At 40.2% G+C, this 25484-nt stretch carries 18 protein-coding genes; 12 read left to right on the plus strand and 6 right to left on the minus strand.

Features of this window, described 5'->3' with window-relative positions:
* The first annotated feature begins 2 nt into the window (after positions 1-2).
* The 8 genes from hemC (at position 3) to hemL (ending at position 7049) form a co-directional block, all read left to right on the plus strand.
* Positions 3-923 (plus strand): hydroxymethylbilane synthase, encoded by a 921-nt coding sequence (hemC, locus tag SAE01_RS11550; RefSeq protein WP_147203925.1) that lies wholly within the window; start codon positions 3-5, stop codon positions 921-923.
* A complete protein-coding gene (locus SAE01_RS11555; RefSeq protein WP_147203926.1) occupies positions 913-1650 on the plus strand; it encodes a uroporphyrinogen-III synthase in 738 nt (245 codons plus the stop codon). The genes hemC and SAE01_RS11555 overlap by 11 nt, the downstream gene beginning before the upstream one ends.
* Positions 1651-1828: 178 nt before the next feature.
* A complete protein-coding gene (gene hemE / locus SAE01_RS11560; protein ID WP_147203927.1) occupies positions 1829-2860 on the plus strand; it encodes a uroporphyrinogen decarboxylase in 1032 nt (343 codons plus the stop codon).
* 72 nt (positions 2861-2932) lie between these two features.
* Positions 2933-3304, plus strand: a complete 372-nt coding sequence (locus tag SAE01_RS11565; RefSeq protein WP_147203928.1) for a four helix bundle protein — start codon at positions 2933-2935, stop codon at positions 3302-3304.
* 19 nt (positions 3305-3323) lie between these two features.
* A complete protein-coding gene (gene hemF / locus SAE01_RS11570) occupies positions 3324-4262 on the plus strand; it encodes an oxygen-dependent coproporphyrinogen oxidase (protein ID WP_147203929.1) in 939 nt (312 codons plus the stop codon).
* A 37-nt stretch (positions 4263-4299) separates the two neighbouring features.
* On the plus strand, positions 4300-4575 hold the full coding sequence (locus tag SAE01_RS11575; RefSeq protein ID WP_246113219.1) for a four helix bundle protein: 276 nt from the start codon (positions 4300-4302) through the stop codon (positions 4573-4575).
* Between the two features lie 126 nt (positions 4576-4701).
* On the plus strand, positions 4702-5679 hold the full coding sequence (gene hemB, locus SAE01_RS11580; RefSeq protein WP_147203930.1) for a porphobilinogen synthase: 978 nt from the start codon (positions 4702-4704) through the stop codon (positions 5677-5679).
* 86 nt (positions 5680-5765) lie between these two features.
* Positions 5766-7049 (plus strand): glutamate-1-semialdehyde 2,1-aminomutase, encoded by a 1284-nt coding sequence (hemL, locus tag SAE01_RS11585; protein ID WP_147203931.1) that lies wholly within the window; start codon positions 5766-5768, stop codon positions 7047-7049.
* A gap of 110 nt (positions 7050-7159) precedes the next feature.
* On the opposite strand, the gene SAE01_RS11590 is transcribed toward hemL, so the two are convergent.
* The gene (locus SAE01_RS11590) at positions 7160-8086 is read right to left on the minus strand and encodes a helix-turn-helix domain-containing protein (protein ID WP_147203932.1); all 927 of its coding nucleotides are present in this window, start codon (positions 8084-8086) and stop codon (positions 7160-7162) included.
* Between the two features lie 578 nt (positions 8087-8664).
* Between SAE01_RS11590 and gltB the strand changes: the two genes are divergently transcribed.
* From gltB to SAE01_RS11610, 4 genes are all read left to right on the plus strand, one after another.
* Positions 8665-13194: a glutamate synthase large subunit gene (gltB, locus tag SAE01_RS11595; protein ID WP_147203933.1), complete on the plus strand. Its 4530-nt coding sequence runs from the start codon at positions 8665-8667 to the stop codon at positions 13192-13194.
* Between the two features lie 161 nt (positions 13195-13355).
* Positions 13356-14783 carry a glutamate synthase subunit beta gene (locus tag SAE01_RS11600; protein WP_147203934.1) on the plus strand — a complete coding sequence of 476 codons (1428 nt, stop codon included), beginning with the start codon at positions 13356-13358 and terminating at the stop codon, positions 14781-14783.
* A 262-nt stretch (positions 14784-15045) separates the two neighbouring features.
* Positions 15046-16431: an ammonium transporter gene (locus SAE01_RS11605; protein WP_147203935.1), complete on the plus strand. Its 1386-nt coding sequence runs from the start codon at positions 15046-15048 to the stop codon at positions 16429-16431.
* Positions 16432-16660: 229 nt separating this feature from the next.
* Complete coding sequence (locus SAE01_RS11610; protein ID WP_147203936.1) at positions 16661-17725, plus strand: outer membrane beta-barrel protein; 1065 nt, start codon at positions 16661-16663, stop codon at positions 17723-17725.
* Between the two features lie 213 nt (positions 17726-17938).
* Here the strand turns inward: SAE01_RS11610 and SAE01_RS11615 are convergent, their stop codons facing one another.
* The 5 genes from SAE01_RS11615 to SAE01_RS11635 all read right to left on the minus strand — a co-directional run bounded on the left by SAE01_RS11615 (position 17939) and on the right by SAE01_RS11635 (position 25047).
* Complete coding sequence (locus tag SAE01_RS11615) at positions 17939-18952, minus strand: glutamine synthetase beta-grasp domain-containing protein (RefSeq protein ID WP_147203937.1); 1014 nt, start codon at positions 18950-18952, stop codon at positions 17939-17941.
* A gap of 297 nt (positions 18953-19249) precedes the next feature.
* The gene (locus SAE01_RS11620; protein ID WP_147203938.1) at positions 19250-20098 is read right to left on the minus strand and encodes an HAD-IIA family hydrolase; all 849 of its coding nucleotides are present in this window, start codon (positions 20096-20098) and stop codon (positions 19250-19252) included.
* A gap of 11 nt (positions 20099-20109) precedes the next feature.
* Complete coding sequence (locus SAE01_RS11625) at positions 20110-21237, minus strand: hypothetical protein (RefSeq protein WP_246113220.1); 1128 nt, start codon at positions 21235-21237, stop codon at positions 20110-20112.
* A gap of 84 nt (positions 21238-21321) precedes the next feature.
* Positions 21322-22680 carry a glutamine synthetase family protein gene (locus SAE01_RS11630; RefSeq protein ID WP_147203939.1) on the minus strand — a complete coding sequence of 453 codons (1359 nt, stop codon included), beginning with the start codon at positions 22678-22680 and terminating at the stop codon, positions 21322-21324.
* A gap of 243 nt (positions 22681-22923) precedes the next feature.
* Positions 22924-25047 carry a DUF4231 domain-containing protein gene (locus SAE01_RS11635; protein ID WP_147203940.1) on the minus strand — a complete coding sequence of 708 codons (2124 nt, stop codon included), beginning with the start codon at positions 25045-25047 and terminating at the stop codon, positions 22924-22926.
* Positions 25048-25484: the final 437 nt, after the last annotated feature.

Below are 25484 nucleotides of genomic sequence, written 5' to 3' on the forward strand. Positions count from 1 at the left end.
TAATGAATAAGGTTATAAAAATTGGTACGCGGGAAAGTCAACTCGCGGTGTGGCAGGCTAATAGGGTAAAGGAACTTTTGGCGAAAAGCGGATTTGATGCAGAACTTGTTTTTATCAAAAGTGAAGGAGATATAGACTTACAAACTCCCTTATATGAAATTGGCGTTCAAGGAATTTTTACCCGTAGTCTTGATATAGCCTTACTTAACAATAGGATTGATATTGCTGTACACAGCATGAAAGACGTTCCTACTCAACTTCCAAAAGGTATTGTGCAATGTGCGGTTTTAGAAAGAGCTTCCTATAAAGATCTGTTCGTTTACAAGGGCGATGTTTCTTTTTTAGAAACCAGAAACTCAGATGGTTTGATAGCGACTAGTAGTATCCGCCGAAAAGCACAGTGGCTTAATCGATATCCCAATCACAAGATTGAGAACCTGAGAGGCAACGTAAATACCAGGCTGCGCAAAGTTGAGGAAAGCGATTGGAACGGGGCCATTTTCGCTGCGGCAGGTTTGGAGAGAATTAACTTAAGACCAGGAACTTCCATTGAACTTGATTGGATGCTTCCGGCGCCGGCGCAGGGAGCAATTGTAGTTGTTTGCCGAAATGAAGATGTGTTTTCTTATGAAGCTTGTCAAAACTTTAATCACGAGGAAACCGCATTATGTACCAAAGTAGAAAAGGATTTTTTAAGAACGTTGCTTGGCGGATGCTCCACACCCATTAGCGCTCTCGCGGAAGTAAGCGGTGAAACACTTGTTTTTAAAGGGAACATATTTACAGTAGACGGAGGTAAGAGAGTTGACATAGAAAAGTCTGTAACAATCAGCGAAGCTCCAACATTTGGGGAAATTGCGGCTTTGGAAATCCTGGCAATTGGAGGTCAGGAAATTGCTGACAGTATTCATCATGAAAGATAAGGAAGTCTGCATATTGAGCACGAGGCCTGTAGATGGAGCACTTATCGAAAAAGCAGCTCATCAAAATATTGTCATTGATACTATTGCCTTTATTGAGGTAAAAAAGATGATTTCAAATAAAGTTGCAGGGCGCATCAATTCTATAGCGGGTGAAAAGGCGACTGTAGTTTTTACAAGTATGAATGCCGTGGAAATTGTGGTTGAAACAGTACCCATTACCCCCCTCATGCCCGATTGGAAAATCTATTGTATTGGAGGAGCAACTTTTACCCTGGTAAAAAAATATTGGCCTTATGACAACGTGATTTTTACAGCCAAAGATGCAAATGAACTAGCGGATAGAATTATTGAGAATAAGGAAAAAAGTGTTTATTTCTTTTGTGGTAACAAGAGGCGAGAAGAACTGCCAACACTATTACAGAAGCAGAACATAGAGGTAGAAGAATTGGTAGTGTACGAAACTATTGAGACGCCCCAATCTGCTAACAAAACTTACGACGGCCTTTTGTTTTTTAGCCCCAGTGCTGTTCACAGTTTCTTTTCTTATAACAAGCCTGCTGCAGAGACAATTTTTTTTGCCATTGGTAATACAACTGCTAGTGCTATCAAACAATTCAGTACAAATAGCATTATTGTAAGTGACTTTCCGGCGAAGGATCAATTGATTGATAAAGCAATTGAATACTTTACGGAAAGGCCAACGAATGTTAGTAGAAAAACTGATTAATTCTGCTAATGAAAGTGCGATAGTTCAATGTTTTAGTTTCCAAACTTCATTGCTTTTGTCGACATCGTTGTGTCACTCACTTGTACACTGGTAGTTTTAGGAGCTTCGGCAAATATTGCTCTAAAAGCTTAAACTCTGGTTACCATTTTTACCCTGAAAATTAATACAAAAAATAGGAATGACCGAACTTAAAAACGACTTGGTATTAAGAGCCTTAAAAGGAGAAAAAACGGAACGTGTGCCTGTATGGATGATGCGACAGGCAGGCCGCTATCTACCCGATTACTTGAAACTAAAAGCAAAGTACGATTTCTTCACAAGGGTTCAAACGCCGGAGCTCGCCACAGAAATTACTCTTCAGCCAATAGACCAGGTTGGAGTAGATGCAGCCATTATTTTTTCTGATATCCTGGTTATTCCACAAGCTATGGGTGTTGAAGTGTTGATGGAAGAAGGTAAAGGACCTTCGTTGCCCAATGTGATGAAGTCTCAAAGCGACATCGATGCATTGCAGACAGACGGAGTGGAAGAAAACCTGAAGTATGTAACGGATGCGCTATCCCTTACAAAAAGAGAGTTAAACGGCAGAGTTCCACTAATAGGTTTTGCCGGAGCCCCTTGGACGATCTTATGCTATATGGTCGAGGGAAAAGGAAGTAAAACCTGGGACAAGGCAAAGCAGTTTGCTTATACCCAACCTGAGCTAGCTCACCAACTACTGCAAAAGATTACAAACATTACCATAAATTATTTGAAAGCCCAGGCGAGAGCAGGTGCAGACTTGGTTCAGGTGTTCGACAGCTGGGCAGGTTCACTTAGTCCGGCTGATTTTAAAACTTATTCGCAGCCCTATTTGGTTAAGATAGCGGACGCGTTAAAAGACGTTGTCCCGGTAATATTATTTCCAAAGGGTACGTGGTATGCGTTGAAGGATTTAAGCCAAACAAGCGCGGCGGGGCTTGGATTAGATTGGTGCATCGAACCAAAATTTGCAAGGGAACTTACTAACAACAGTATAACCCTCCAGGGTAACTTTGACCCTTCGAAATTACTTGCACCAATTCCAGAAATCAGGAAAGCAGTCAAAGAGATGATAGATGGGTTTGGAACACAGCGATACATTGCAAATCTCGGTCATGGCATTATGCCAAATGTTCCGGTTGATCATGCAAAGGCTTTCGTGGACGCAGTTAAGGAATATGGGGTGTGAGTGGTATGTGGTCAGTAGTGAGTGAGCGAAACCTAATTTTTAAATTTTTATTCTACAATTAAAATAGAAGAAATGTTCCTACAATTAGCTCATACTAAACTGAATGCTTATCAAGAAACAAGAAAGTTTACGCTGGAATGCTACAAAGTAACGAGGCTTCTTCCAGCAGATGAAAGGTTTGCAATGGTGCAGCAATTAAGAAGAGCTGCGCTGTCAGCTCATTTAAATTTAGCAGAAGGCGCCTCTCGGAAATCCATAGCTGAAAGAAAGAGATATTTTGAGATTTCAAGAGGTTCAGTAATAGAAGTAGACACCGCTGTTGGTATTGCGTTTGAACTAAAGTACCTGAAAATGGAAGATTTAGAAAGTATAGGAGAATTAATAGTAAATACTTTTAAGTTGCTAACTGGATTAATAAACCAAAGTAATAATACTGACAACTAACAACTGACAACTCACAGGAATGGGCATTAAAGAGCAATGGATACTATTCATACATCAGCTTCAAAATGACATTTGTGAAGCTCTGGAACAGACAGATGGCAAAGCAAAATTTTTTGAAGATGCGTGGGAGCGAGCCGAGGGTGGCGGTGGAAAGACAAGGGTAATTGCAAACGGAAATGTATTTGAAAAAGGAGGGGTAAATACGTCAATTGTATTTGGAGAGGTTACAGATGCAATGCGAACTCAGTTAAAAATAGATGGTGCAAAATGGTTTGCATGCGGACTGAGTCTTGTGATCCATCCAATCAATCCTTTTGTTCCCACAGTTCATGCTAATTACCGAATGTTTGAGTTGTACAATGAAAATGATGAAGTGATAGACCGTTGGTTTGGCGGTGGAACTGACCTTACGCCTTACTACTTATTTGAAGAAGATGCAAAGCATTTTCACAATACTTATAGAAACGCTTGTGACAAGTTCGATAAGTCTTTTTATCAGAAGTTCAAGGCAGAGTGTGATAACTATTTCGTCAATTGGCATAGAAATAAAGAGCGACGAGGCATAGGCGGAATTTTTTACGACTACCAGAAACCGACCGAAGAAAGGGATGTGAAGTTTTGGATGGATTTTGCAAGGGAGTGTGGTTTTGCCTTTATTGATGCATATATTCCAATAGTCAATAAACGAAAAGAAATTGCATTTACAACAGAAAACAAACACTGGCAGGAAATAAGACGTGGCCGTTATGTAGAGTTCAATCTTGTGCATGACCGGGGAACTATTTTTGGCCTAAAAACAAATGGTCGCATAGAGAGTATTTTAATGAGTTTGCCACCAACAGTAAGGTTTGAATATAATTATCAACCAAACCCGGGAAGCGAAGAAGATAAATTATTGCAAGCTTGTTTGCATCCAAGAAATTGGGTGGGGGAAGAAATTGGGGATGTAGGGATGTAAAGAATTGGTGATTTTAGGAATTCCTATACATAAAACTGTGACCAAGTTTGAACTGCAAAAGGGGACAAAGAAATTTCATGTAGACGTCCTTAAGTTATGTACTTATTATCCTAAAAATGCAGCAGGATATGAAACAGCGAAACAACTTATTAGGGCGGCTGGTTCTGTAGGAGCAAATTACAGAGCTGCTTGCCGAGGAAAATCGAAGGCAGACTTTATATACAAAATTGAAGTTGTGTTAGAGGAGGCAGATAAGTCTTTGTACTGGCTTGAAATTTCAAAAGAGGCAGAACTATTACCGCTATCAGAATAACTAGATTATTTATTGAAAGAAGCAAACAAAATAGTATGCATTTTTAATGCTGCTGATATAACTGCAAAGAGAAAAAGAGATGAACAAAATCAAAACGTCAGTAAATCTCCAAATCAGAAATAACAAATGTATCTACAAAGAAGAAATAGAATATTAAGAGCAACGCCGGCAATTAGAAGTTTGGTAGCGGAGGCAACAGTTTCTCCAAATGATTTTATAGCTCCACTTTTTATAGATGAAGGTGAAAATGTGGAGACAGAAATAGCGTCCATGCCAAATTATTATCGCAGGAGTCTTGACCTGACAGTTAGAGAAGTAAAAGAGCTTTGGAGTCTGGGGATCAAAAGCGTGTTGCTTTTTATAAAATGTAAAGATGAGTGGAAAGACAACACCGGTAAGGAAGCCTGGAACAAAGACGGGTTAATGCAAAGAAGTATCCGGGCAATTAAAGATGCAGTTCCTGGTATGTATGTGATGACTGATGTTGCGCTGGATCCATATTCCTCTTATGGTCACGATGGAATAGTGGAGAATGGAGAAATTGTAAATGATCCAACTGTTGAAGCGCTGGTAAAGATGAGTGTTAGTCATGCTGAGGCGGGCGTTGATATGGTTGCTCCCAGCGATATGATGGACGGACGTATCGGTGCAATAAGAGAAGGGCTGGAAGAAAACGGGTTTACCAAAGTTGGTATAATGGCTTACAGCGCCAAATACGCATCCTGTTTTTACGGTCCTTTTAGAGATGCCTTAGACAGCGCCCCAGGTTTTGGCGATAAGAAGACTTACCAGATGGATTATTCAAACCGTATCGAAGCGATCAAAGAGGCTTTAATGGATATTGAAGAAGGTGCAGACATCGTGATGGTAAAGCCGGGTCTTCCATATTTAGATATTGTGAGAGAAGTGAAAAATGCAGTTGATGTGCCTGTTAGCGTGTACAACATTAGCGGCGAATATGCAATGATAAAAGCAGCTGCGAAAATGGGTTGGATCAACGAAGAAAAAGCCATTTTAGAAACTTTAACCGGATTTAAAAGAGCTGGTGCAGATTTGATAGCAACCTATTTTGCAAAGGATGCAGCCAGACTTATCAATTTATAGCCACTAATACAGACGGGCTCAAAGATGCACCAAGACGACTTTCAGTTACTTTGCGTCTTTGAGCCTTTGTAGTAAAATAAGTTAGCATGATAGAAAAAAGCAAACAATTGTTCGAACGCGCGCAGCAATCAATCCCTGGAGGAGTAAACTCTCCCGTCCGTGCCTTTAAAAGCGTTGGCGGCACGCCCATATTTATTGATAAAGCCAAAGGCGCTTACTTATACGATGCAGATGGAAACCGTTACATCGACTACATAGCATCATGGGGACCGATGATTTTAGGGCATGCTTATGAACCTGTAGTGAAAGCTATTCAGGAACGTGCAGTTTACTCTACCTCTTATGGCGCGCCAACAGAACTCGAAATTGAAATGGCTGAGCTTATAATAAGCATGGTACCAAACGTGGATTTAGTCAGGATGGTGAGCAGCGGTACCGAAGCTTGTATGAGCGCACTGCGTTTGGCTCGTGGATACACAGGAAGAAATAAAGTGATAAAATTTGAAGGACATTATCATGGCCATGCTGATAGCTTTTTGGTAAAAGCTGGCAGCGGTCTGGCTACTTTTAATATTCAGCAGGTGCCCGGTATCACTGCTGGAGTTGCCAATGATACGCTTGTTGCCGCTTACAATAACTTAGAACAAGTCAAACAACTAGTTGCTGAAAATAAAGGTGAAGTGGCATGTATAATCCTTGAGCCGGTTGCAGGTAACATGGGTTGTATACTTCCAGAACCAGGTTTTCTTGAAGGCGTAAGACAACTGTGTGATGAAGAAGGAATTGTTTTTATACTTGATGAAGTAATGACCGGGTTTAGATTAGCGCCAGGTGGAGCGCAAGAAAAATTAGGTATAAAGGCAGACCTGGTCACTTATGGTAAAGTAATCGGGGGTGGAATGCCTGTAGGAGCCTTTGGAGGTAAGAAGGAAATTATGCAACATATTGCTCCACTCGGAAATGTTTACCAGGCCGGAACATTAAGCGGAAACCCCATAGCAATGATTGCCGGATATACTACTTTGAATACTTTGAAGGAAAATCGTGGCATTTACAAAGAACTCGAAGAAAAGACAATTTATTTAAAACAGGGGCTGCAGCAAGTTTTGCAGGACTGGGGCCAGCCTTTCGTTATTAATCAATTTGGGTCCATGATCAGTATTCATTTTAGTGATCACCCAATTATTGATTTCACAACTGCGGCTGCGGCTAACAATTCAAGATTCAATAAGTTCTTTCATGCCATGTTAGATAGGGGTATCTATTTACCTCCTTCAGCATTCGAAAGCTGGTTTTTAAATAATGCACTTTCTTACCAGGATTTAGATGAAACTGTTAAAGCAGCAAAGGAAAGTTTAGCAGCTATTTAAGTAGCCGATTTAGAAAAATACAGTACAAGAGTGCGACGCAACAAAAGTTTCAAAAACGATAAAAGCTGGGTCAACAACTGATTTTATTGGATCTGAATAGTAAAATGAGATTACTTCAAAAGAAGTTCACAGGGCTTTAAGCCTGTGTGCTTCTTGAAAGCCGTAGAAAAATGTGAAATGGAAGAATAACCAAGCAAGGCGGAAACGTCGGTAACACTTAGGCCTTTTTCGTATAAGAGATACTTTGCGTGCTCCATACGTTGCTGTTGGTAAAAGTCGAATATGGTAGTTCCAAAAATTTCTTTAAAACCCTTCTTTAAGTAGCATTCATTAATAGCAACTTTTCGGCTTAGTTCCTTAATTGTAATCGGATCTCCGATATGCTGCAATAAAACTTCACGGGCATTGAGGATCTTCTCACGATCAAGATCGTTCGCTAAAAACTTACACGAAAAACCTTCCTCTTTCTCATCAACGAGGCACTCAAGACTATACAACAAGAGCTCGTGAATTTTTGCATTGATGAAAATATTCTCAAGGCTACCACTATAACTGTGATTTAGGAGGGAATCCAAAACAGTTCTTTTACGATTGCAAACGGGAAATAGTTTAGTAAAAGAAGATGGATGTTTAAAAGCCAATACCTCATCCTTCCTGTTACTAAGTTTGATATTATGCGTAAACTGGCTTAAGAAAGTGTGCGTGAAATGGAAGGTGTAAACATCAACCGTATGTTGTTTTCCATTGCAATTATTAGTTGGAAGTTGCGTACACTTTGAGCAGCTTCTTTCCTCGCAATAGCGGTTACCTATAGTACAAAATCGAAGCTCGAGATAATTTTTTAAGGGTTGATTTGTATGAAAATGATAAACCATCATTCCAGTATCTTCAGCCCCTTCCGGGAATTGGTTATAATACCTTTTAATTGAATATTGAATAGAATCTGGAATACTTTGCTCTTTCTGAAAGAGCAGGTCTAACGAGGAGTCAATAGTATTTTGATTAGAAACCTTTAATATGTCGAGCGGCTTTAACATCAGCGACAAAATTAATGTAGAAACATGTAATGTCAAGATCCTTATGTCTCTTGCTTGTCATTTTCTGGTTTGCCCGAATGTTGGTGACTCCTCTTTTCTTCATTCTCTCTTTGATTGTTTTAATAAGCATTTTTTAAAAAAAGCAAATTGTGAGAAAGTTGGCGACTGGATTTTACGGGCTAGTTAAAAAGTAGCGGGCTTGATTCGCCGTTGAACTGAAAAGGAGATAGCTTGGGCATCGTAGAAAAAATGCTTTCAAACGCAATATCAGTAAGGGTTGTGGCTTTTTATTTTAAATCTCACTACTGTAAAAGAATAATAAGAATATTGTTTTTAGCCTTACTAAGAAAATTAAATTTGGTAGAAAACAAATTGGCATTCTTTGAAGAGGGATATATAAAGGATTAAAGGTTCGTGTAAACGAACATTCATTGATTGCCTGGAGATTTATAACGATTAGCTCTATTTCAAACACATAATTTCCATTATCCTGATTGCTTCTCTACGATTGTTTGCCAGTACAAAAGTTTAATACTTTACTTAAGTATTATTTCCATATTTAAAAACCTCATTTTTTTATGACAGGTACTGGACTATACTCCCCCGAATTCGAACATGACGCGTGTGGTATCGGCTTTGTTGCTAATATTAAAAACAACAAATCTCACGAGACTGTATCTGATGCATTGACAGTTTTAGAAAACATGGAGCATCGCGGTGCTTGCGGATGCGAAAATAATACAGGAGACGGCGCGGGCATTACAATTCAAACTCCACATGAATTCTTCTTTGATGAATGTCTTAAAACAGGGGTTCATTTACCTGCTTATGGCAAATATGCTGCAGGAGTAATTTTCTTTCCGCAGGATGTACCGTTAAGAGAAGAATGCAGAAATATCTTTAATCGGTCGGCAGAAAAACTTGGACTAGAGATACTACATTATCGCAAAGTGCCTGTAAACCAGGAAGGCATCGGTGCTTCTGCATTGTCTGTTGAGCCTGAGATTGAACAGGTTTTTATAGCTTGCCCGGATAACATATCCAATCCTGAGGAGTTTGAAAGAAAGCTTTTTGTTTTGCGTAATTACGCCACGCATACAATTGCTAACTCGGTTAAAAAAGATGCTGTAGGTTTTTACCTTGCCTCGCTTTCTTATAAAATAGTTATTTATAAAGGACAATTGACGAGTACCCAGCTCCGCAATTATTACCCTGACTTAAACGACAGACGTGTTGTGTCGGCATTTGCATTGGTTCATTCACGGTTTGCTACAAATACGTTTCCTTCATGGAAGCTTGCTCAACCGTTCCGTTACATTGCCCACAATGGAGAGATTAACACACTCCAGGGAAATCTTAACTGGCTAAAGACTAGTGAGAAAGGTTTTACAACGCCTTATTTTAGCCGGGAAGAAATGGACATGCTTTTGCCCGTCATCACTGCGGGTCAATCCGATTCTGCATGTTTGGATAATATGATTGAGTTGCTGACCCTTACAGGTCGTTCACTTCCACATGTGATGATGATGCTGATACCTGAGGCGTGGGACGGCAACGAATTAATGGACCCGGTGAAAAAGGCTTTCTATGAATACCATGCAAGTTTTATGGCACCTTGGGATGGTCCTGCATCTATTTCGTTTACCGATGGAAAAATGATTGGTGCGACCCTTGACCGGAATGGTCTTCGCCCTTCCAGGTATTGTGTTACTACTGATGATAGAGTAATCATGGCTTCTGAAACAGGTACACTGCCCGTTGATCCGGCGATGATTAAGGAGCTAGGAAGATTGCAACCAGGAAAGATGTTTGTAGTCGATTTGGAAAATGGAAGGATTATTAGTGATGATGAGTTAAAGAATACAATTTGTTCTCAAAAGCCTTACGGCGAATGGCTCAACAAGTACAAAATAAAACTGGAAGAACTTCCTGAGCCTCGTGTTCTATTTACTGAGCTTGAACATGAGCAGATTTTTAAATATCAGAAAAGCTTCGGATATACAGTTGAGGATGTTGAAAACATCATTGCACCTATGGCTCTAGATGGTAAAGAGCCAATTGGGTCTATGGGAACTGATGTACCTCTTGCTATTTTAAGCGATAGGCCGCAGCACATTAGCAGCTATTTCAAACAGTTATTTGCGCAGGTGACAAATCCTCCAATAGATCCTATCAGGGAAAAATTAGTGATGTCGCTGGCAACCTTTGCCGGAAGTAATGGAAATTTTCTAATTGAAGATCCCCTTGCATCTCATAGTGTCGCGCTGGCACAACCAATTCTTACAAACCACGAACTCGAGAAGATCCGCAGTATTGATACAGGGATGTTCCAGGGAAAAACCTTGCAAAGTTATTTTAGGGCCGATGGAAACCCGGGTTCATTGCAAAAAGGTATTGACAGAATTTGTAAGTATGCGTTGGATGCAGTTGAAGATGGATTTAAATTAATTATACTTTCTGATAGAGCAATCGACTCAGGCCATGCCCCTATTCCATCTCTGCTAGCTATTTCTGCTGTCCACCATTTCTTAATCCGCAAAGGATGTCGTGGCCAAGTGGGTATCATTGTAGAAGCAGGTGACATCTGGGAAATCCATCATTATGCCTGCTTAATAGGTTTTGGAGCTACAGCAATTAATCCATATCTCGCTTTATCTACTATTCACGATTTAAAGGCGACAGAAAAAATTCAAACTGATCTTGACTTAAAATATTTGGTCAAGAATTATATAAAAGCGGTCAATGATGGTTTATTGAAGGTTTTCTCAAAAATGGGAATATCTACTTTACAATCATACCAAGGTGCTCAAATCTTCGAAATAATTGGTATTAATAAACACGTCGTTGATCATTATTTCACGGGAGCACCTTCACGCATAGAAGGTATCGGCCTCGATGAAATAGCACAAGAAACGTTGGCAAAACATTTTGTAGCGTTTAAAAAGAAGCCAACACCATTCGAAAGACTGGCTGAAGGTGGTGTATACGAATGGAGAAAAAAAGGGGAATTCCATCTTTTCAATCCACAGACAGTTCACTTGTTACAGTATTCAACAAAAATGAACGATTATGCTACTTTCAAAAAATACTCGAAACACGTTAATGAGCAGAGTGAGAAGGCTTGTACTTTAAGAAGCTTATTCCAGTTCAAACCAAATAGACCTTCCATATCATTAGACGAGGTTGAACCGGCGGAAAAGATCTTTAAACGTTTCGCAACAGGAGCCATGAGTTTCGGTTCTATATCGCACGAAGCTCACTCTACTTTGGCTATTGCTATGAACCGTTTAGGCGGTAAAAGCAACACAGGAGAAGGGGGTGAAGATGAAATAAGATACGAAACGCTACCTAATGGAGATTCTTTAAAATCTGCTATTAAGCAAGTTGCATCTGCAAGATTTGGAGTAACAAGCTATTATCTTACCATGGCAGAAGAGCTTCAGATTAAAATGGCTCAAGGTGCAAAGCCGGGCGAAGGAGGTCAGTTACCAGGCCACAAAGTTGATGAATGGATTGGTAGAGTTCGTCACGCTACCCCAGGCGTTGGTTTGATTTCTCCACCACCGCATCATGATATTTATTCCATTGAAGATCTTGCTCAGTTAATATTCGATCTAAAGAATGCGAACAGGGCAGCAAGAATAAGTGTAAAACTGGTTTCTAAAGCCGGCGTTGGAACGATTGCAGCAGGGGTCGTGAAAGCAAAAGCTGACGCGGTATTAATCTCAGGGCACGACGGTGGAACGGGCGCTTCTCCGGTTACTTCAATCAAACACGCTGGTTTACCTTGGGAACTTGGATTGGCAGAAACTCACCAAACACTGGTAAAAAATAAGTTGCGTAGCCGCGTTGTTGTTCAAACAGACGGACAATTAAAAACAGGTAGAGATATAGCGATTGCTACATTGTTGGGGGCGGAAGAGTGGGGTGTTGCGACAGCAGCTTTAATTGTAGAAGGATGTATTATGATGCGCAAGTGTCATCTGAATACTTGTCCTGTAGGTGTGGCTACGCAGGATCCGGAGTTGAGAAAGCGCTTTACAGGAGAGGCTGAACATGTCATTAACTTCTTCAAATTCATTACCCAGGAATTGAGAGAGATTATGGCTGAGCTAGGCTTCAGAACTATTGAAGAAATGGTTGGCCAGGTAGATTGCCTCGAACAAAGGACGGACGTAAAACACTGGAAGTACGGCAAGCTCGATTTATCAAAAATTTTATACAAGGAGCCGGCGAGCGAGGAAACCGGTTTATTCAACCAGGACGCGCAAGATCACGGTTTAGAGGGAGTGTTGGATTGGAAACTTTTAGAGGCAGCACAGCCTGCCTTGCAGAATGGACAAAAAGTGTTCTCTTCCTTCAAAATAAAAAATACAGATCGTACCGCCGGGACTATTATATCAAACGAAATTTCGAAGCTCTATCAATCAAAAGGGCTTCCTGAAGATACTATTCATTTCAAGTTTACCGGAACCGCGGGCCAAAGCTTTGGTGCTTTCAACACTAACGGCGTTACTCTAGAACTTGAAGGTGATGCGAATGACCATTTTGGCAAAGGCTTATCTGGTGCTAAACTGATTGTTTATCCTTCTTCAAGGGCAGCGTTTGTTCCCGAGGATAACATCATCATTGGAAACGTTGCTTTTTATGGCGCCACTTCAGGTACTGCATATATTAGAGGTAAGGCCGGTGAGCGGTTTGGAGTTCGTAACTCAGGTGTTACTGCTGTAGTTGAAGGGGTGGGGGATCACGGTTGCGAGTATATGACAGGAGGCCGAGTAGTGGTGTTGGGTGATACAGGACGAAACTTTGCTGCAGGTATGAGCGGCGGGATAGCTTATATCTACGATGTAAAGGGCACCTTTTCGACTCTTTGTAATAAAGAAATGGTTGACTTGGACCCGGTCTCGGAGGAAGATTATGCAGAATTAAAAGAAATGATCTATAATCATTTTAAGTACACCAATAGTAGGGTTGCTAGATTTGTGTTAGACGATTTCGAAAACCAGCTTAGAAACTTTATTAAGGTGTTTCCAAAAGATTACAAAAAAGCATTGTCCGACGCAAAACACAAGCAGGTTCAAAAAGTTGAAAACAACAACTTTTAATTAATAGTCATTATCAAACTTGCAACTAACGATTGAAAGCTGGCGCTTAGCGACAAGACGCCGGTTGTTAAAACCCCAAATGTCCAAAAGTGCGACGCAAGAAAAGCTCGGGGGAAGTTAAAATGTTTGTTACCAAAAAATAATATCAGTAAACAATAGATATGGGAAAGCCTACAGGATTTTTAGAATTTACAAGGGAGCTTCCAAAGAAAAGGCCAGTGGAAGAAAGGTTGCATGATTACAATGAGTTTGTTCATTTATACGAGGAGGAAAGGTTAAACCACCAAGCAGCGCGTTGTATGGATTGCGGGATACCTTTTTGTAACCACGGATGTCCCGTTGGTAATCTCATTCCTGATTTTAATGACGCTATTTATCGCAAAAATTGGAAAGAGGCTTACGAGATACTTTCTGCAACTAACAACTTCCCTGAATTTACAGGAAGGATTTGCCCCGCCCCATGTGAAAGTTCATGTGTTTTAGGAATAAATCAACCGGCTGTTACTATTGAAGAGATTGAAAAGCACGTAATTGAAATTGCATTTCAAAAAGGCTATGTGCAGCCATTCAAGGGGATAGTAAGAAGCGGCAAAAAAGTAGCAGTTGTTGGTTCTGGTCCTGCCGGCTTAGCAGCAGCAGCACAACTTAACTATGCTGGTCATACAGTTACTGTGTACGAAAGAGATGACACCCCGGGCGGTTTGCTTCGCTACGGCATCCCTGATTTTAAACTTGAAAAGTGGGTTGTGGAAAGAAGGCTTAAAATAATGGAAGAGGAAGGAGTTGTATTTAAATGCAATGCGGAGGTTGGAGTAAATGTAAGCATGAATGATCTTTTAAGAAATAATCATGCAATTGTTCTCGCGGGCGGTTCTACCATTCCAAGAGATCTTAAAATTCCTGGCAGAGATCTTAACGGAGTTGCTTTTGCCATGGACTTTCTAAAACAGCAAAATAAAAGAGTTAGCAATAGGCCTTCTATTAATGAATTGACGGCGACTGGAAAAAATGTAGTGGTTATTGGTGGGGGAGATACAGGAAGCGATTGTGTAGGTACTTCTAATCGTCATGGCGCTGTCTCGGTTACTCAGTTCGAATTAATGCCAATGCCGCCTGCTTCCAGAACACCATTTATGCCGTGGCCAACGTATCCGATGGTATTAAAAACAACTTCATCGCACGAAGAAGGCGCCGCAAGACAATGGGCGGTTTCAACAAAAGAATTTATCGGGGATGAAAATGGTAATTTGAAAGCGCTGAAAATAGTTGATCTTGAATGGAAACTAACCCCTGATGGAAGGCCTGCTCAATTTGTAGAAATACAGGGAAGCGAAAGAGAAATTCCGTGCGAGTTGGCCTTACTTGCAATGGGTTTCTTGCATCCCCAGCATGCAGGTCTACTAAACGAATTAGGCGTTGAGTTAGACGACAGAGGCAACGTAAAGGCAAGTGAAAAAATGTATCAGACAAACATTCAAAAAGTTTTTTCTGCGGGAGATATGAGACGTGGCCAATCACTGGTAGTCTGGGCTATCGCTGAAGGCCGAGAGTGTGCAGCTAAAGTTGATGAATATCTCGCCGGTTTTTAGATTGATTAAACACCTAATAATTGTAATTCATACAAGGAGCAGTTTTACTGCTCCTTTTTTATTTGGGCGCAATTGCAACTAGTTGACTAAAAGGTCAAAAGTAGAGTCGCTATTAACATTATAAATAAAAATATGTATATAAATATTCTCACAACAGTCCAAATTTTTCTTCTTTTCGGGTTACTATTTCATTTTTTTTGCATTAATTTACAAAAAGAAGGATAAGGTTAATATTTATTCATTAAAATTTGAACCCGTTTTTATGAAATCGAACACATTAAAAAAAGTTACACCCTTTGTTATTTTGTCTCTAGTGGCAATTGGGGCAATCTTTATTCCATCGCTCCCTAGTTTTGCGGATGCAGGAAAGTATAACAGTGCAGACATTGCATGGATTATAGTTGCTACCTGCCTTGTTTTCATAATGACCCCAGCCTTAGCCTTTTTTTATGGAGGGATGGTACACAGGAAAAATGTGTTGTCCACCATGATGAAGAGTATAGCGGCTGCAGGAGTGGTCAGCATCTTATGGGTAGTAGTAGGCTTCAGCCTTTGTTTTGGAGATACTGTGGGTGGTTTTATCGGTAATCCAACTACCTTCTTCTTTTTCAAAGGGGTAGCATCAGGTGCTCCGTGGTCATTAGCTCCAACTATTCCCTTCTTACTATTTTCTTTATTTCAGTTAATGTTTGCGATAATAACCCCTGGGTTGGTTGTAGGTGCTGTTGCTGAAAGAATAAAATTTACTTCTTACATTTTATTTATAGCTCTGTTTAGTTTGCTGGTCTATGCGCCTATAGCACATTGGACGTGGCACCCTCAAGGATTCCTATTTAAAATGGGAGTCCTAGATTTTGCTGGTGGAACTGTTGTACATATTTCTGCTGGTTGCGCTGCTTTGGCTGGAGCTTTGGTTTTAAAGCGTCGCCAGGTTCATCTTGATCACAAAGAAATCCCACCTGCAAATATTCCTTATGTTTTGATTGGTACCGGTTTGCTTTGGTTTGGATGGTTCGGTTTCAACGCCGGTTCAGCGCTAGGTGCTAACGCACTTGCTGTTTCTGCATTTGCTACAACAAATACTGCTGCCGCGGCTGCAGGACTTTCATGGATGTTCTTCGATGCACTTAGAGGAAAAAAACCATCAGTATTAGGTTTCTGTATTGGCGCAGTTGTAGGATTGGTAGCGATTACTCCTGCTGCAGGTTATGTGGCAATTCCACAAAGTATTTTTATCGGCTTCCTGGCTGCTATCGTATCAAACATTGCAGTTTACTATAAGCAAAAATCCAGGTTAGATGATACTTTAGATGTTTTTCCTTGTCATGGCGTTGGTGGTATGGTAGGTATGGTTATGACGGGAATATTTGCTACTACTACTGTTAACAATGCCGGAGCAAATGGCTTGTTATATGGTAACGGCGCATTTCTAATTACCCAGTTAAAGGCCTTAGCAATTGTGGTAGCCTATAGTTTCATTGTTTCTTACGGCATTTTCAAATTCATCAACTTTATTTTACCGCTTAGAGTTAGTTCAGAGGAAGAGGAACTAGGTCTCGATGCAAGTCAGCACGATGAAAAATACATGCAGGGTACTTTGCTTGTACATGACAACGGTACGCTAAAGGAAGAGATGGTTCAGGATTAGCACTTCTTCTTAAGTTATTATTAATTGAAATTATTTATAGGCCAAAGACTGGTACAATCTTCTCCATTTGTTGCGTCGCACTCTTGTACGGCTTTATTCAATTCAACAAAAAGCTATTATTTAACCACTATCTAAGAGTGGAAATATGTAAAAAATAAGGTACGGCTTTACTAAAAGCTTCTCCAAAAGCTTCTAACCGTACCCTTTCTTAATACTAAAAACCAAAACAATGTTACAAAAATTTTTGCTAACGGGCCTATGCATGGCCTCCATTTCGTCGATATACTCGCAAGACACTCTAAAAGTTTCTTCTTTTAAGTTGTCCGGATCTGTTGACGGCTATTACAGGTATAACTTTAACGAGCCTAAATCCGCTCCCTATAACAATTATACAAGCTTTACTAATAGCCAGAATTCTTTTGAATTGAACATGGCCTCAATTAAAGCCGAACATTCTATTGGAAAAGTTGGCTTTGTTGCAGATCTCGGCTTTGGTAGAAGAGCTGAAGAATTTTCTTATAATGATAGCAAAACAATGCAGGTTATTAAACAGGCCTATGTCACTTACTCACCTTCGTCGCATGTAAAGTTTACCATGGGAAAGTGGGCAACTCACGTTGGTTATGAATTAGTTGATGCAGCCGGCAATAGAAACTATAGCATGTCTTACATGTTTACAAATGGTCCTTTCTTTCACACCGGTCTTAGAACTGATTTTACTTTTGGTAAGTCAGGTTTTATGATAGGAGTTGCCAACCCGACCGATTATACTACCACAACTTCAACTACAAAAACGCTCATTGCTCAATTCAGCACGGGCACAAAAGACGACAAATTAAAGGCGTACCTAAACTACCAAGGATATTTTGGAGCTAAAAGAATGTCTCCCAACGCGTCTCGTCTGAATCAGTTTGACCTTGTGGTATTAGGAACGATCAGCCCAAAATTTAGTGTTGGCTACAACGGCACTATTCAGACGGTGAAAGATGAAGAAGCAAAACAAAGTAAAAAATGGTGGGGTTCTGCTGTGTATCTTAATTACGACCCGACAAGCGCTTTTGGCTTAACATGGAGAAATGAATACTTCAACGACGAAAAATATGGATTAAAGACAATCGGCGGTGGAGCTGATATATTTGCATCGACGCTTTCTGCAAACATTAAAATAGATAACTTTAGAATTATCCCTGAATTCAGAATAGACAACGCATCAAAATCTATTTTTACAAAAAGCAACGGAAATTCATCCAAAGGAACGGCCGGCTTTTTATTGGCTGCAGTATATAGTTTCTAAGAGATTTGAATAATTTGAGGGATCTAATCTACACAAAAAAATAATTGATTGGGTTAGTTTGTAAATTCTAGATATCGTAAAATCCGGGCAAGTAACATTGACCGGATTTTTTATGTCTATATCAAAAAATACAACGAAATAGCTTCAAACTAAAAAGAGGTTGCGATAAGCAACCTCTTTTAAATTAGAGATATTTTCAAATCAACTTAAAACCTAAACAACAGCAGACTTCACAGTCTTGATAATAACAGCCGCAACTTTATAAGGATCTGCAGCAGAGTTAGGACGGCGATCTTCCAGGTATCCTTTCCAACCTCTTTCTACTGTAGCTAAAGGTATACGGATGGATGCCCCGCGATCAGAAATACCGTAAGAGAAATCATGGATAGATGCGGTTTCATGCTTACCGGTAAGACGTAAATGATTATCAGCTCCATATACTTCAATGTGCTCTTTCACAACAGGACGGAAAGCTTCACATATTTTATCGTAAGTTTCTTTGCTACCGCAAGTTCTTAAAACACCATTCGAGAAGTTAGCGTGCATACCCGAACCGTTCCAATCTAAAGCACCCAATGGTTTGCAATGCCAGTTGATTGAAACTCCATATTTCTCACCAATTCTTTCAAGTAAATATCGAGCGATCCAAATTTCGTCACCGGCCTGTTTAGCACCTTTTGCAAAAATCTGAAACTCCCACTGGCCAGCGGCAACTTCAGCATTGATACCCTCAACGTTTAAACCAGCTTCAATACAAGCGTCCAGGTGTTCTTCAACAATGTGTCTTCCAAAAGCATTGTTTGCACCAACGCCACAATAGTAAGGTCCTTGAGGAGCTGGGTAACCACCTTCAGGAAAACCTAAGGGTTTGTTGGTTGCAGTATCCCACAAGAAATACTCCTGCTCGAAACCGAACCAAAAATCATTGTCATCGTCTTGAATAAGAGCACGTCCATTGCTAGGATGAGGTGTTCCGCCGGCACTCAACACTTCACACATTACCAGGTAAGCGTTTTTTCGTTGCGGGTCTTTCACTACGTATACTGGTTTCAAAACGCAGTCAGAAGATCCTCCTGGCGCTTGTTCGGTAGAAGAACCGTCGAAAGACCAGTTAGGCAAATCTTCCACTTTACCACTAAAATCTTTTTCAATTTTAGTTTTGCTACGTAAGCTTTGGGTGGGCTTATAACCGTCGAGCCAGATGTACTCAAGTTTTACTAACGACATAAAGAGTTTAAGTTAGAAATTATAAATTTTTAAACAATTCTGGTGCGAATTTAATAAAAATAAAAGAAAAAGAGATTTTTTCTGCAAATACCCTCCTTAATTTTCCTTTAAGCTGAATAAGTAAAACAAATAAAAATAATTTTAATATGTTTGAGGATTGTTGTTGTTCGGCAAAATCTAAAGCCGAATAAAGAGATGAAAGTAACAGTGTGTGACACAACGATGTTGAGGAAAGTTGAAAAGCGGAATTCAAAAAAAGGTTGTAGTCTTTTACATTGCCTCAACAAATTGAATGGTTTAATCAATAATAGAACGACAAATGAAATCGGGGATAATTCCCGATGCGTTGATTTGCTGCTGGGCATTTTCCTCGCTTGTGTTGCCAGAAAGTACGAGCGTAGTTTTAATACCAAATTTGTTACCTCCCAAAATATCAGTATTCAGGTTATCGCCCACCATTAGAATTTCTTTTTTAGTGAATGGACCTAGTCGTTGCTTCAGCCTGTTATAACTATAGGTGAACATTTGCGTATCAGGCTTGCCAAAGTGGATGAACTTCTTGTTCAACATGCTCTCAACCAAACGGGCAATACCACCAGTTGCAACTGCTACATCATTTTTAGAAACGGGGTAGAGTTTGTCGGAGTTAGCGACAATGATAGGTATGTTTTTACGCCTAAGCAGGTTTACAGTTTTATTGATTTCGGTGTTCCAATCGAAGCCTTCATCGTCGAGAAAAACGAATGCTGAAATGTCTTTGACGTTGTTAAGATCAACGTCTTTAACAGCAATGTGCTCGAGCCCCGATTGAAGAATATAGTGGGCGGAATTTTCAGTGCCGAGATAAGCAATTTTGCCCTCGGTAATTTTGTGCTGTAAAAAGTGCTTAGCCATCATTCCGGAAGTAATCACTTCATAGGTTTCAAAACCATGAAGGCCCTGCTTCGCAAAACTGGCAATCTGCTGCTCCTGGCTACGCGACGCATCATTGGTGAGTATGCGTATGGCAATCCCTTTTTCTCGCAACTTGGCAATGGTGTCTTGCACGCCGTCGATCAATCCCTTGTAATTTTTTAAAACTCCGTAAGAGTCCAAGAAAACAGCTCTGAATTTTTCTGCCAGCGGTAAAAAAGGTTGTATTTCCATCGATAGTAAGGTTAGAGATTTAAAGCTTTTAAAATGATGTCTGCATTAAATTCTTTTTCAATTGAAGGCAGGTAAATTTCGTACGCTTCTTTCTGGAGTTTGATTGCAAATAATTCATGGAAAAAGAAACGGCCGTCTTTGATGACGTAGTTTAAAATAAAGAAGCGATAAGCTTCCTTTAAAAACCTGACTTCTGCTTCTTTCAATGGATATACTTCGTGATAAGCTTTTATAAAAAATAAGAAGCGTTCTTCCATTAATGGACCGATATAATAACTGAAAGCAGTGCGGTCGCCGACGTCTGAAACAACACGACTTAAAAAATAAAAGTCCAGCATGCGGGACCCCATTCTAAACCAGTCGTAATCCCAGCGGGAATATAATCGTAAGGAAGATGTGACTGAGAAGTTTCCGATGTTCCAGTCAACAAACACAGGTATTTTGTCAAAGTTGGGTGACTTTAGTATTTGAGTGTTTTGGAGAAATATTTCCGAATGCTCTTTTATTTCATCCAGGTGCATGCGATGTTCAAAGCGGCCTTCTTCTGTTTCAATAATCTGTAACAAATGGTCAATATCAGTCTTCAGCGTTTTAGAAGACGGCGGAAGTGTATTGCGTGTATTATGACAAGCCTTATGAAACAGCGCAAGTTGAACTGCAAGTTTTACGATTTGACTTTCGTCTAAGCGCTTCGGAAGTCTTTTCTTAATTGCAATTGGCCGGTAAAAGACGACCCAGGCATCTAAGATTTCATCCTTGTAGCGGTAAACAAAAAGGTTTTTTCCTTTTGCAAGTGCGCGGGCCAGGAAGTTTTCAAAAGGGGCCGGCAGGTTATTAGAAAGCGTATCTATTATGCTGTGATCCTCTACAAAATGTTCAAACCGGCCGAAGTAAGACATTTTAGCAATAATGAAATTGCCATCAGTAAAAGTTACCCTGTACACATGGTTGGTAGAAACTTTTGCGCTAATGTCAACTATTCGTATGATCTCTCGGGTATCATCATATGCTTTCCACGCTTCTTCAATAATCGCTGTAAAATCTATAAAAGGCATATCAGTAAATGAGACTGATTTTGTGTGATTAATTTTTATGTTACCGGCAGTTGCTCTTTGTAGCGTCATCGTTGTGTCACTCACTTGTACTGTCAATTGTTAGTTGTGAGATGTGAGTAAAAGAAACCTACTTGTTCCACCACTCACCACTGACTACTCACCACTCACCTAAACAATTTCAAAGTAACGCTTCAATTCCCAATCAGTAACCTTTTGTGTAAACTGTTTCCATTCCCATTCTCTTGTTTTGATAAAATGGTCGACAAAGCCTGCTCCAAACAGTTTATCCGGAAGGTCACTGGCTTTCATTGCATCTGTGGCTTCTTTTAATGTTTTAGGAAATTGCTGGTTCAATTCGTTCGCATATTCATTTCCCTTTGTGCTGGCAGTATCAAGAGATAGTTTGTTTTCAATTCCATACAAGCCACTTGCAAGACTCGCTGCGAGGGAGAGGTACGGGTTTGCATCTGCTCCGGGTACTCTCGTTTCAAGACGCATAGAATTACTGTTGTGATTAATCACACGTAAAGCAGTAGTCCTGTTCTCCATCCCCCAACTCACAGATGTCGATGCCCAGGCTCCTTCAACATATCTTTTGTAACTGTTTACGGTCGGAGCATACATTGGTAAAATGTGGGGCAAACAATATAATTGGCCTGCTACATAGTGCTTCAGCAACTCGCTCATTCTGTTCTCATCCGCGTCATCATAAAACAAGTTCGTATTCTTCTCTACGTTCCATAAGCTTTGATGTATATGTCCACTACAACCAGGAAAGTCACTACTCCATTTAGCCATAAAACAAGCCATTAAATTGTGACCTGACGCGATTTCTTTTACCGAAGATTTGAACAAAACTGCGCGATCAGCAGCTTCCAAAATATCTGTATAGTCAATAGCAGCTTCACACACACCATCACCGGTTTCTGTATGCAAACCTTCAAGCGGTATTTTAAATTGTTGAAGGAGTTTAAAGAGATCGTTATAGAATTCTTTATTCTGCGATAAGCGGAGGATAGAATAACCGAACATGCCAGTTGTAAAAGGCTCGGGGTTAAAATAGTTTTTGCCTTTAAGAGATTGGGATGTTTCGCTGAAGTTAAACCATTCGAATTCTTTAGCAAACTGCGGATTAAAACCTTGATCCAAACATTGTTGTCTTACCCGCTTTAAAAGTGTGCGCGGACATGCAGCGCTAACATCTTTTGAGTTACTGAAGTCTGCAAGAAAAAAGGGGGTATTATCATCCCAGGGAATATTGCGAAGGGTATCGACGTCAATAGTCGCGATTGCGTCTGGGTAGCCGGTGTGCCAGCCACTCACACTTGTGTTGTCATAAACCACATCATTTATATCCCAACCGAAAATCACGTTACAAAATCCCAGGCCTTCCTCTAATCCTTTCAGCAGTTTTGCTTTGCTAATAATCTTTCCCCTAACAACTCCATCAATATCTGTTACTGCAAATTTTATTTTATCTGTTTCCAGGTTTTCAATTCTTTGTTTCCAATTTATTTCATCTGGCATGGCACCTCCGGTTTGTTAAATAAATCATTATAGTGAAAGTAAAGATCAAGGTAATTTTTGATTTCCACTCAAATATGGAAGGTGGTATTTTCAGCAAAGAGATAGGAAAAATGAAAAAAGACGTGTCAACTTGTTCAACTAAGAGTCTGCAGAAATCCAGAAATCAAAAGCACCAGCAGACGCTGCTGGTGCTTTATTTAGTTTTGATCTATTTAGCATAAAAAACCAAAAAGGAGAAAATTATTAAATGGGTCCAGCAGGCTGAGGCTTTTCTTTTTGCATTTCAGAATCTGTATTCTCTTCTTCAGGCTCCGCTTCAGCGTCAACAGCCTCTTCCTGTTCTTTTACAGTTCCATCTGCCGATATAATTGTTTTTCCAATTTCGGTTTCCAGCGGTTGCTGGTTCTCTTCAATTTCTGCCTTTCGAATAACTTCCGGCTGTCCTGCCTCACCCTCCTTTTTTGATGTCGCTTCTTCCCTCGCGATTATCTCCGCAGGAGGCGAGGCACTTTTACTAAACGGCCCCTCTTGCGTAACTTTTGTTGCATCTTCCTCTTTTCCTGTTTTTTCATATTTCTTCTGACTGTCTCTCAGTTCTGCGAGAGCGTTTTGCATTTGTTGGATCCATCCATCAAGTTCACTTTGCAGCACTTGTTCAGTATGCTCAACCAACGAGTCTATGTTTTTTTGATCAGACTGTTCTTCTGACGACAGTGCGTTCCACCAGGCTTTTACATTTGACAAGTCGGTCGACGACTGGTTATACTTCATCAACGTACGTTCTGTTTGTTTATAGCCAAGAAATGTGGCGAATGCTCCCACCAACGAAGTTGTTACAGCAATCCACACCTCAAAACCTACTGCGGCAAGAAAACTTCCTACGCCGCCTATGATAAATGTTAACCATGACAGTAAATTTAGTTGTCGTTCCAGCCCTATTGTTTTCTTCCTATAGAACTCTGCCTGGTCATTTAACCTGATGGTAATATACCTGTCGGGAACGAGGTAACTAAATCCATCATCCTTACCATCTCCTTCACCAGAAAATATGTTTGCCGGCAAGGACTTATCTTTTTCATCCTTGTTGTAAGGTTTTAGCGCGGAAGAATTTACTTCCGTTCTCATAGTTCTTCTTGTGATGTCTTCTATGCGTTGCGCTAACTGTTGTTCGGGCTTTTCGTTGTAGTACATGGCTCTTGTACGATACCTGAATATTTCACGCTTTATAGACTCGGCTCCCGCGCGCAAGAGCAGCCACTTGGAGCCTTGCTTAAACCTATTGGCCGCGGTAACTAATACAGTTAGCAGTATTGGAATAAATATCAATACATAATGTAGCAGCCACCAGGCATACTGTTTCGTCTTCCATAAATTATCTGCTGACAAGAGGCGACTTGGTTCGTTTAGATCGGGCGGAGCAAAAACCTGCTGAGAGATAACTAATACTGTACTAAACACGCCAAAAAACAAAATGCTTAACTGCATTCTGTTAAACGTCTTCTGCTGCAGCTTCGCATTGTAATCGTAATACGCAAAAGTGTCCCACGCTTGCATTAGAACATTGTCAATTCCCAGTTCTCTAATGATTAATCTTTCAATGCCTTTAACAGGTTTCGTCAAATTATGGAAGTGCAGTTCTCCGTCGGCAATGATTTCTGCAATCACGGGGTCTTCTTTCAATGGATCTTTTCTTTCTGCTGCAGCAACAATTTCGTCCGCCACTCCACCACTTCCCTTTATAATAATAAGTGGAAGGTTTTGACGAACAGCCCTTAAGACTTCTTGTTTCGCAATGGGCCCTCCACCAGCTAAAATCGCAATTGCAGGAACTATGTTACTCTTTGATTTTGGAGCGTCCTGGCTATTGCCTATGCTGTCAGAAGGAGTGGCAAGGGCTTGCGCTAACTTAAACATTAACGATGTTTCACTTCCCCTTTTATCGCCTTCTACAAAAATAAAATGGGAGTGATTTGGTTCAAGTAATGAAATATCAGGTTGATTAGTTTGATCTTTTATTGCACCAAAAGGCGCAATTCCTATAATTGATGTTTTATAGCCTCTTGCTGCCACACCTTCACCCATCATTGATGTTATGCCTTTCCCCGAACCTGAGTCTATAATTACCGCACTTGCTTCAACTGCTGCCCGGGCAATCCCAAGCCCAAATAATTGGGTGAGCCTGTTTGTATCCGTCGCTTCCAATTCATCTGCTCCACCTAAAACCAATATCACTTTCGTATAAGGAATGAGATTGTCGAGTTTACCAACAATCGCTGTTACGCTCGTATTACTTTGTACCAGAAGAGCCGTTGCGCTATTATTATTGTCGAACTTGATTATTTGACTTTCTACGCTATTGTTACTCATGCTTCATGTGGTTTTATTACTAGTGCTGGAATCGATCCTTTAACTTAAACATTAATCCCCGCTTTTGCAAATATTGAAACAGTTGGAACTCAGGTCTGTATGTTTTCTTGCCCGACTAATTGTACAAGTATTATTGTTGGAAAGTTGCGGTAAAAGAACTGCAGGTGCAGCAGGGAGTTATGCAAGTATCCCTGTTGGATATAAGCACAAAAAACATGGGAAATAGAATTTTACTATCTTACGCCCGCTAATAAATTTTCTTGACATTCCTGGAAATACATATTATTTCTTTCAAATCACCAGGTATTTTATCATGTCTTATACCTGTTATCACTACTGTTACATCAACCCTTTAGGGGTTGTACTTCATCATATTACCAGTGGGCATTTAGTTGCTATAACGAGCTTCAGGTGTTCTCTATTTAAAAATTATTTAT

Source organism: Segetibacter aerophilus (assembly GCF_007991655.1).
Taxonomy (GTDB): domain Bacteria; phylum Bacteroidota; class Bacteroidia; order Chitinophagales; family Chitinophagaceae; genus Segetibacter; species Segetibacter aerophilus.

Excerpts from the sequence above, each read along its gene's own strand:
- SAE01_RS11610 (WP_147203936.1), top strand. The coding sequence starts at position 16,661 with ATGTTACAAAAATTTTTGCTAACGGGCCTATGCATGGCCTCCATTTCG.
- SAE01_RS11555 (WP_147203926.1), top strand. The coding sequence starts at position 913 with ATGAAAGATAAGGAAGTCTGCATATTGAGCACGAGGCCTGTAGATGGA.
- hemF (WP_147203929.1), top strand. The coding sequence starts at position 3,324 with ATGGGCATTAAAGAGCAATGGATACTATTCATACATCAGCTTCAAAAT.
- SAE01_RS11630 (WP_147203939.1), bottom strand. The coding sequence starts at position 22,680 with ATGCCAGATGAAATAAATTGGAAACAAAGAATTGAAAACCTGGAAACA.
- SAE01_RS11615 (WP_147203937.1), bottom strand. The coding sequence starts at position 18,952 with ATGTCGTTAGTAAAACTTGAGTACATCTGGCTCGACGGTTATAAGCCC.
- SAE01_RS11600 (WP_147203934.1), top strand. The coding sequence starts at position 13,356 with ATGGGAAAGCCTACAGGATTTTTAGAATTTACAAGGGAGCTTCCAAAG.
- hemC (WP_147203925.1), top strand. The coding sequence starts at position 3 with ATGAATAAGGTTATAAAAATTGGTACGCGGGAAAGTCAACTCGCGGTG.
- hemE (WP_147203927.1), top strand. The coding sequence starts at position 1,829 with ATGACCGAACTTAAAAACGACTTGGTATTAAGAGCCTTAAAAGGAGAA.
- SAE01_RS11605 (WP_147203935.1), top strand. The coding sequence starts at position 15,046 with ATGAAATCGAACACATTAAAAAAAGTTACACCCTTTGTTATTTTGTCT.
- SAE01_RS11590 (WP_147203932.1), bottom strand. The coding sequence starts at position 8,086 with ATGTTAAAGCCGCTCGACATATTAAAGGTTTCTAATCAAAATACTATT.
- hemL (WP_147203931.1), top strand. The coding sequence starts at position 5,766 with ATGATAGAAAAAAGCAAACAATTGTTCGAACGCGCGCAGCAATCAATC.
- hemB (WP_147203930.1), top strand. The coding sequence starts at position 4,702 with ATGTATCTACAAAGAAGAAATAGAATATTAAGAGCAACGCCGGCAATT.
- SAE01_RS11565 (WP_147203928.1), top strand. The coding sequence starts at position 2,933 with ATGTTCCTACAATTAGCTCATACTAAACTGAATGCTTATCAAGAAACA.
- SAE01_RS11635 (WP_147203940.1), bottom strand. The coding sequence starts at position 25,047 with ATGAGTAACAATAGCGTAGAAAGTCAAATAATCAAGTTCGACAATAAT.
- gltB (WP_147203933.1), top strand. The coding sequence starts at position 8,665 with ATGACAGGTACTGGACTATACTCCCCCGAATTCGAACATGACGCGTGT.
- SAE01_RS11620 (WP_147203938.1), bottom strand. The coding sequence starts at position 20,098 with ATGGAAATACAACCTTTTTTACCGCTGGCAGAAAAATTCAGAGCTGTT.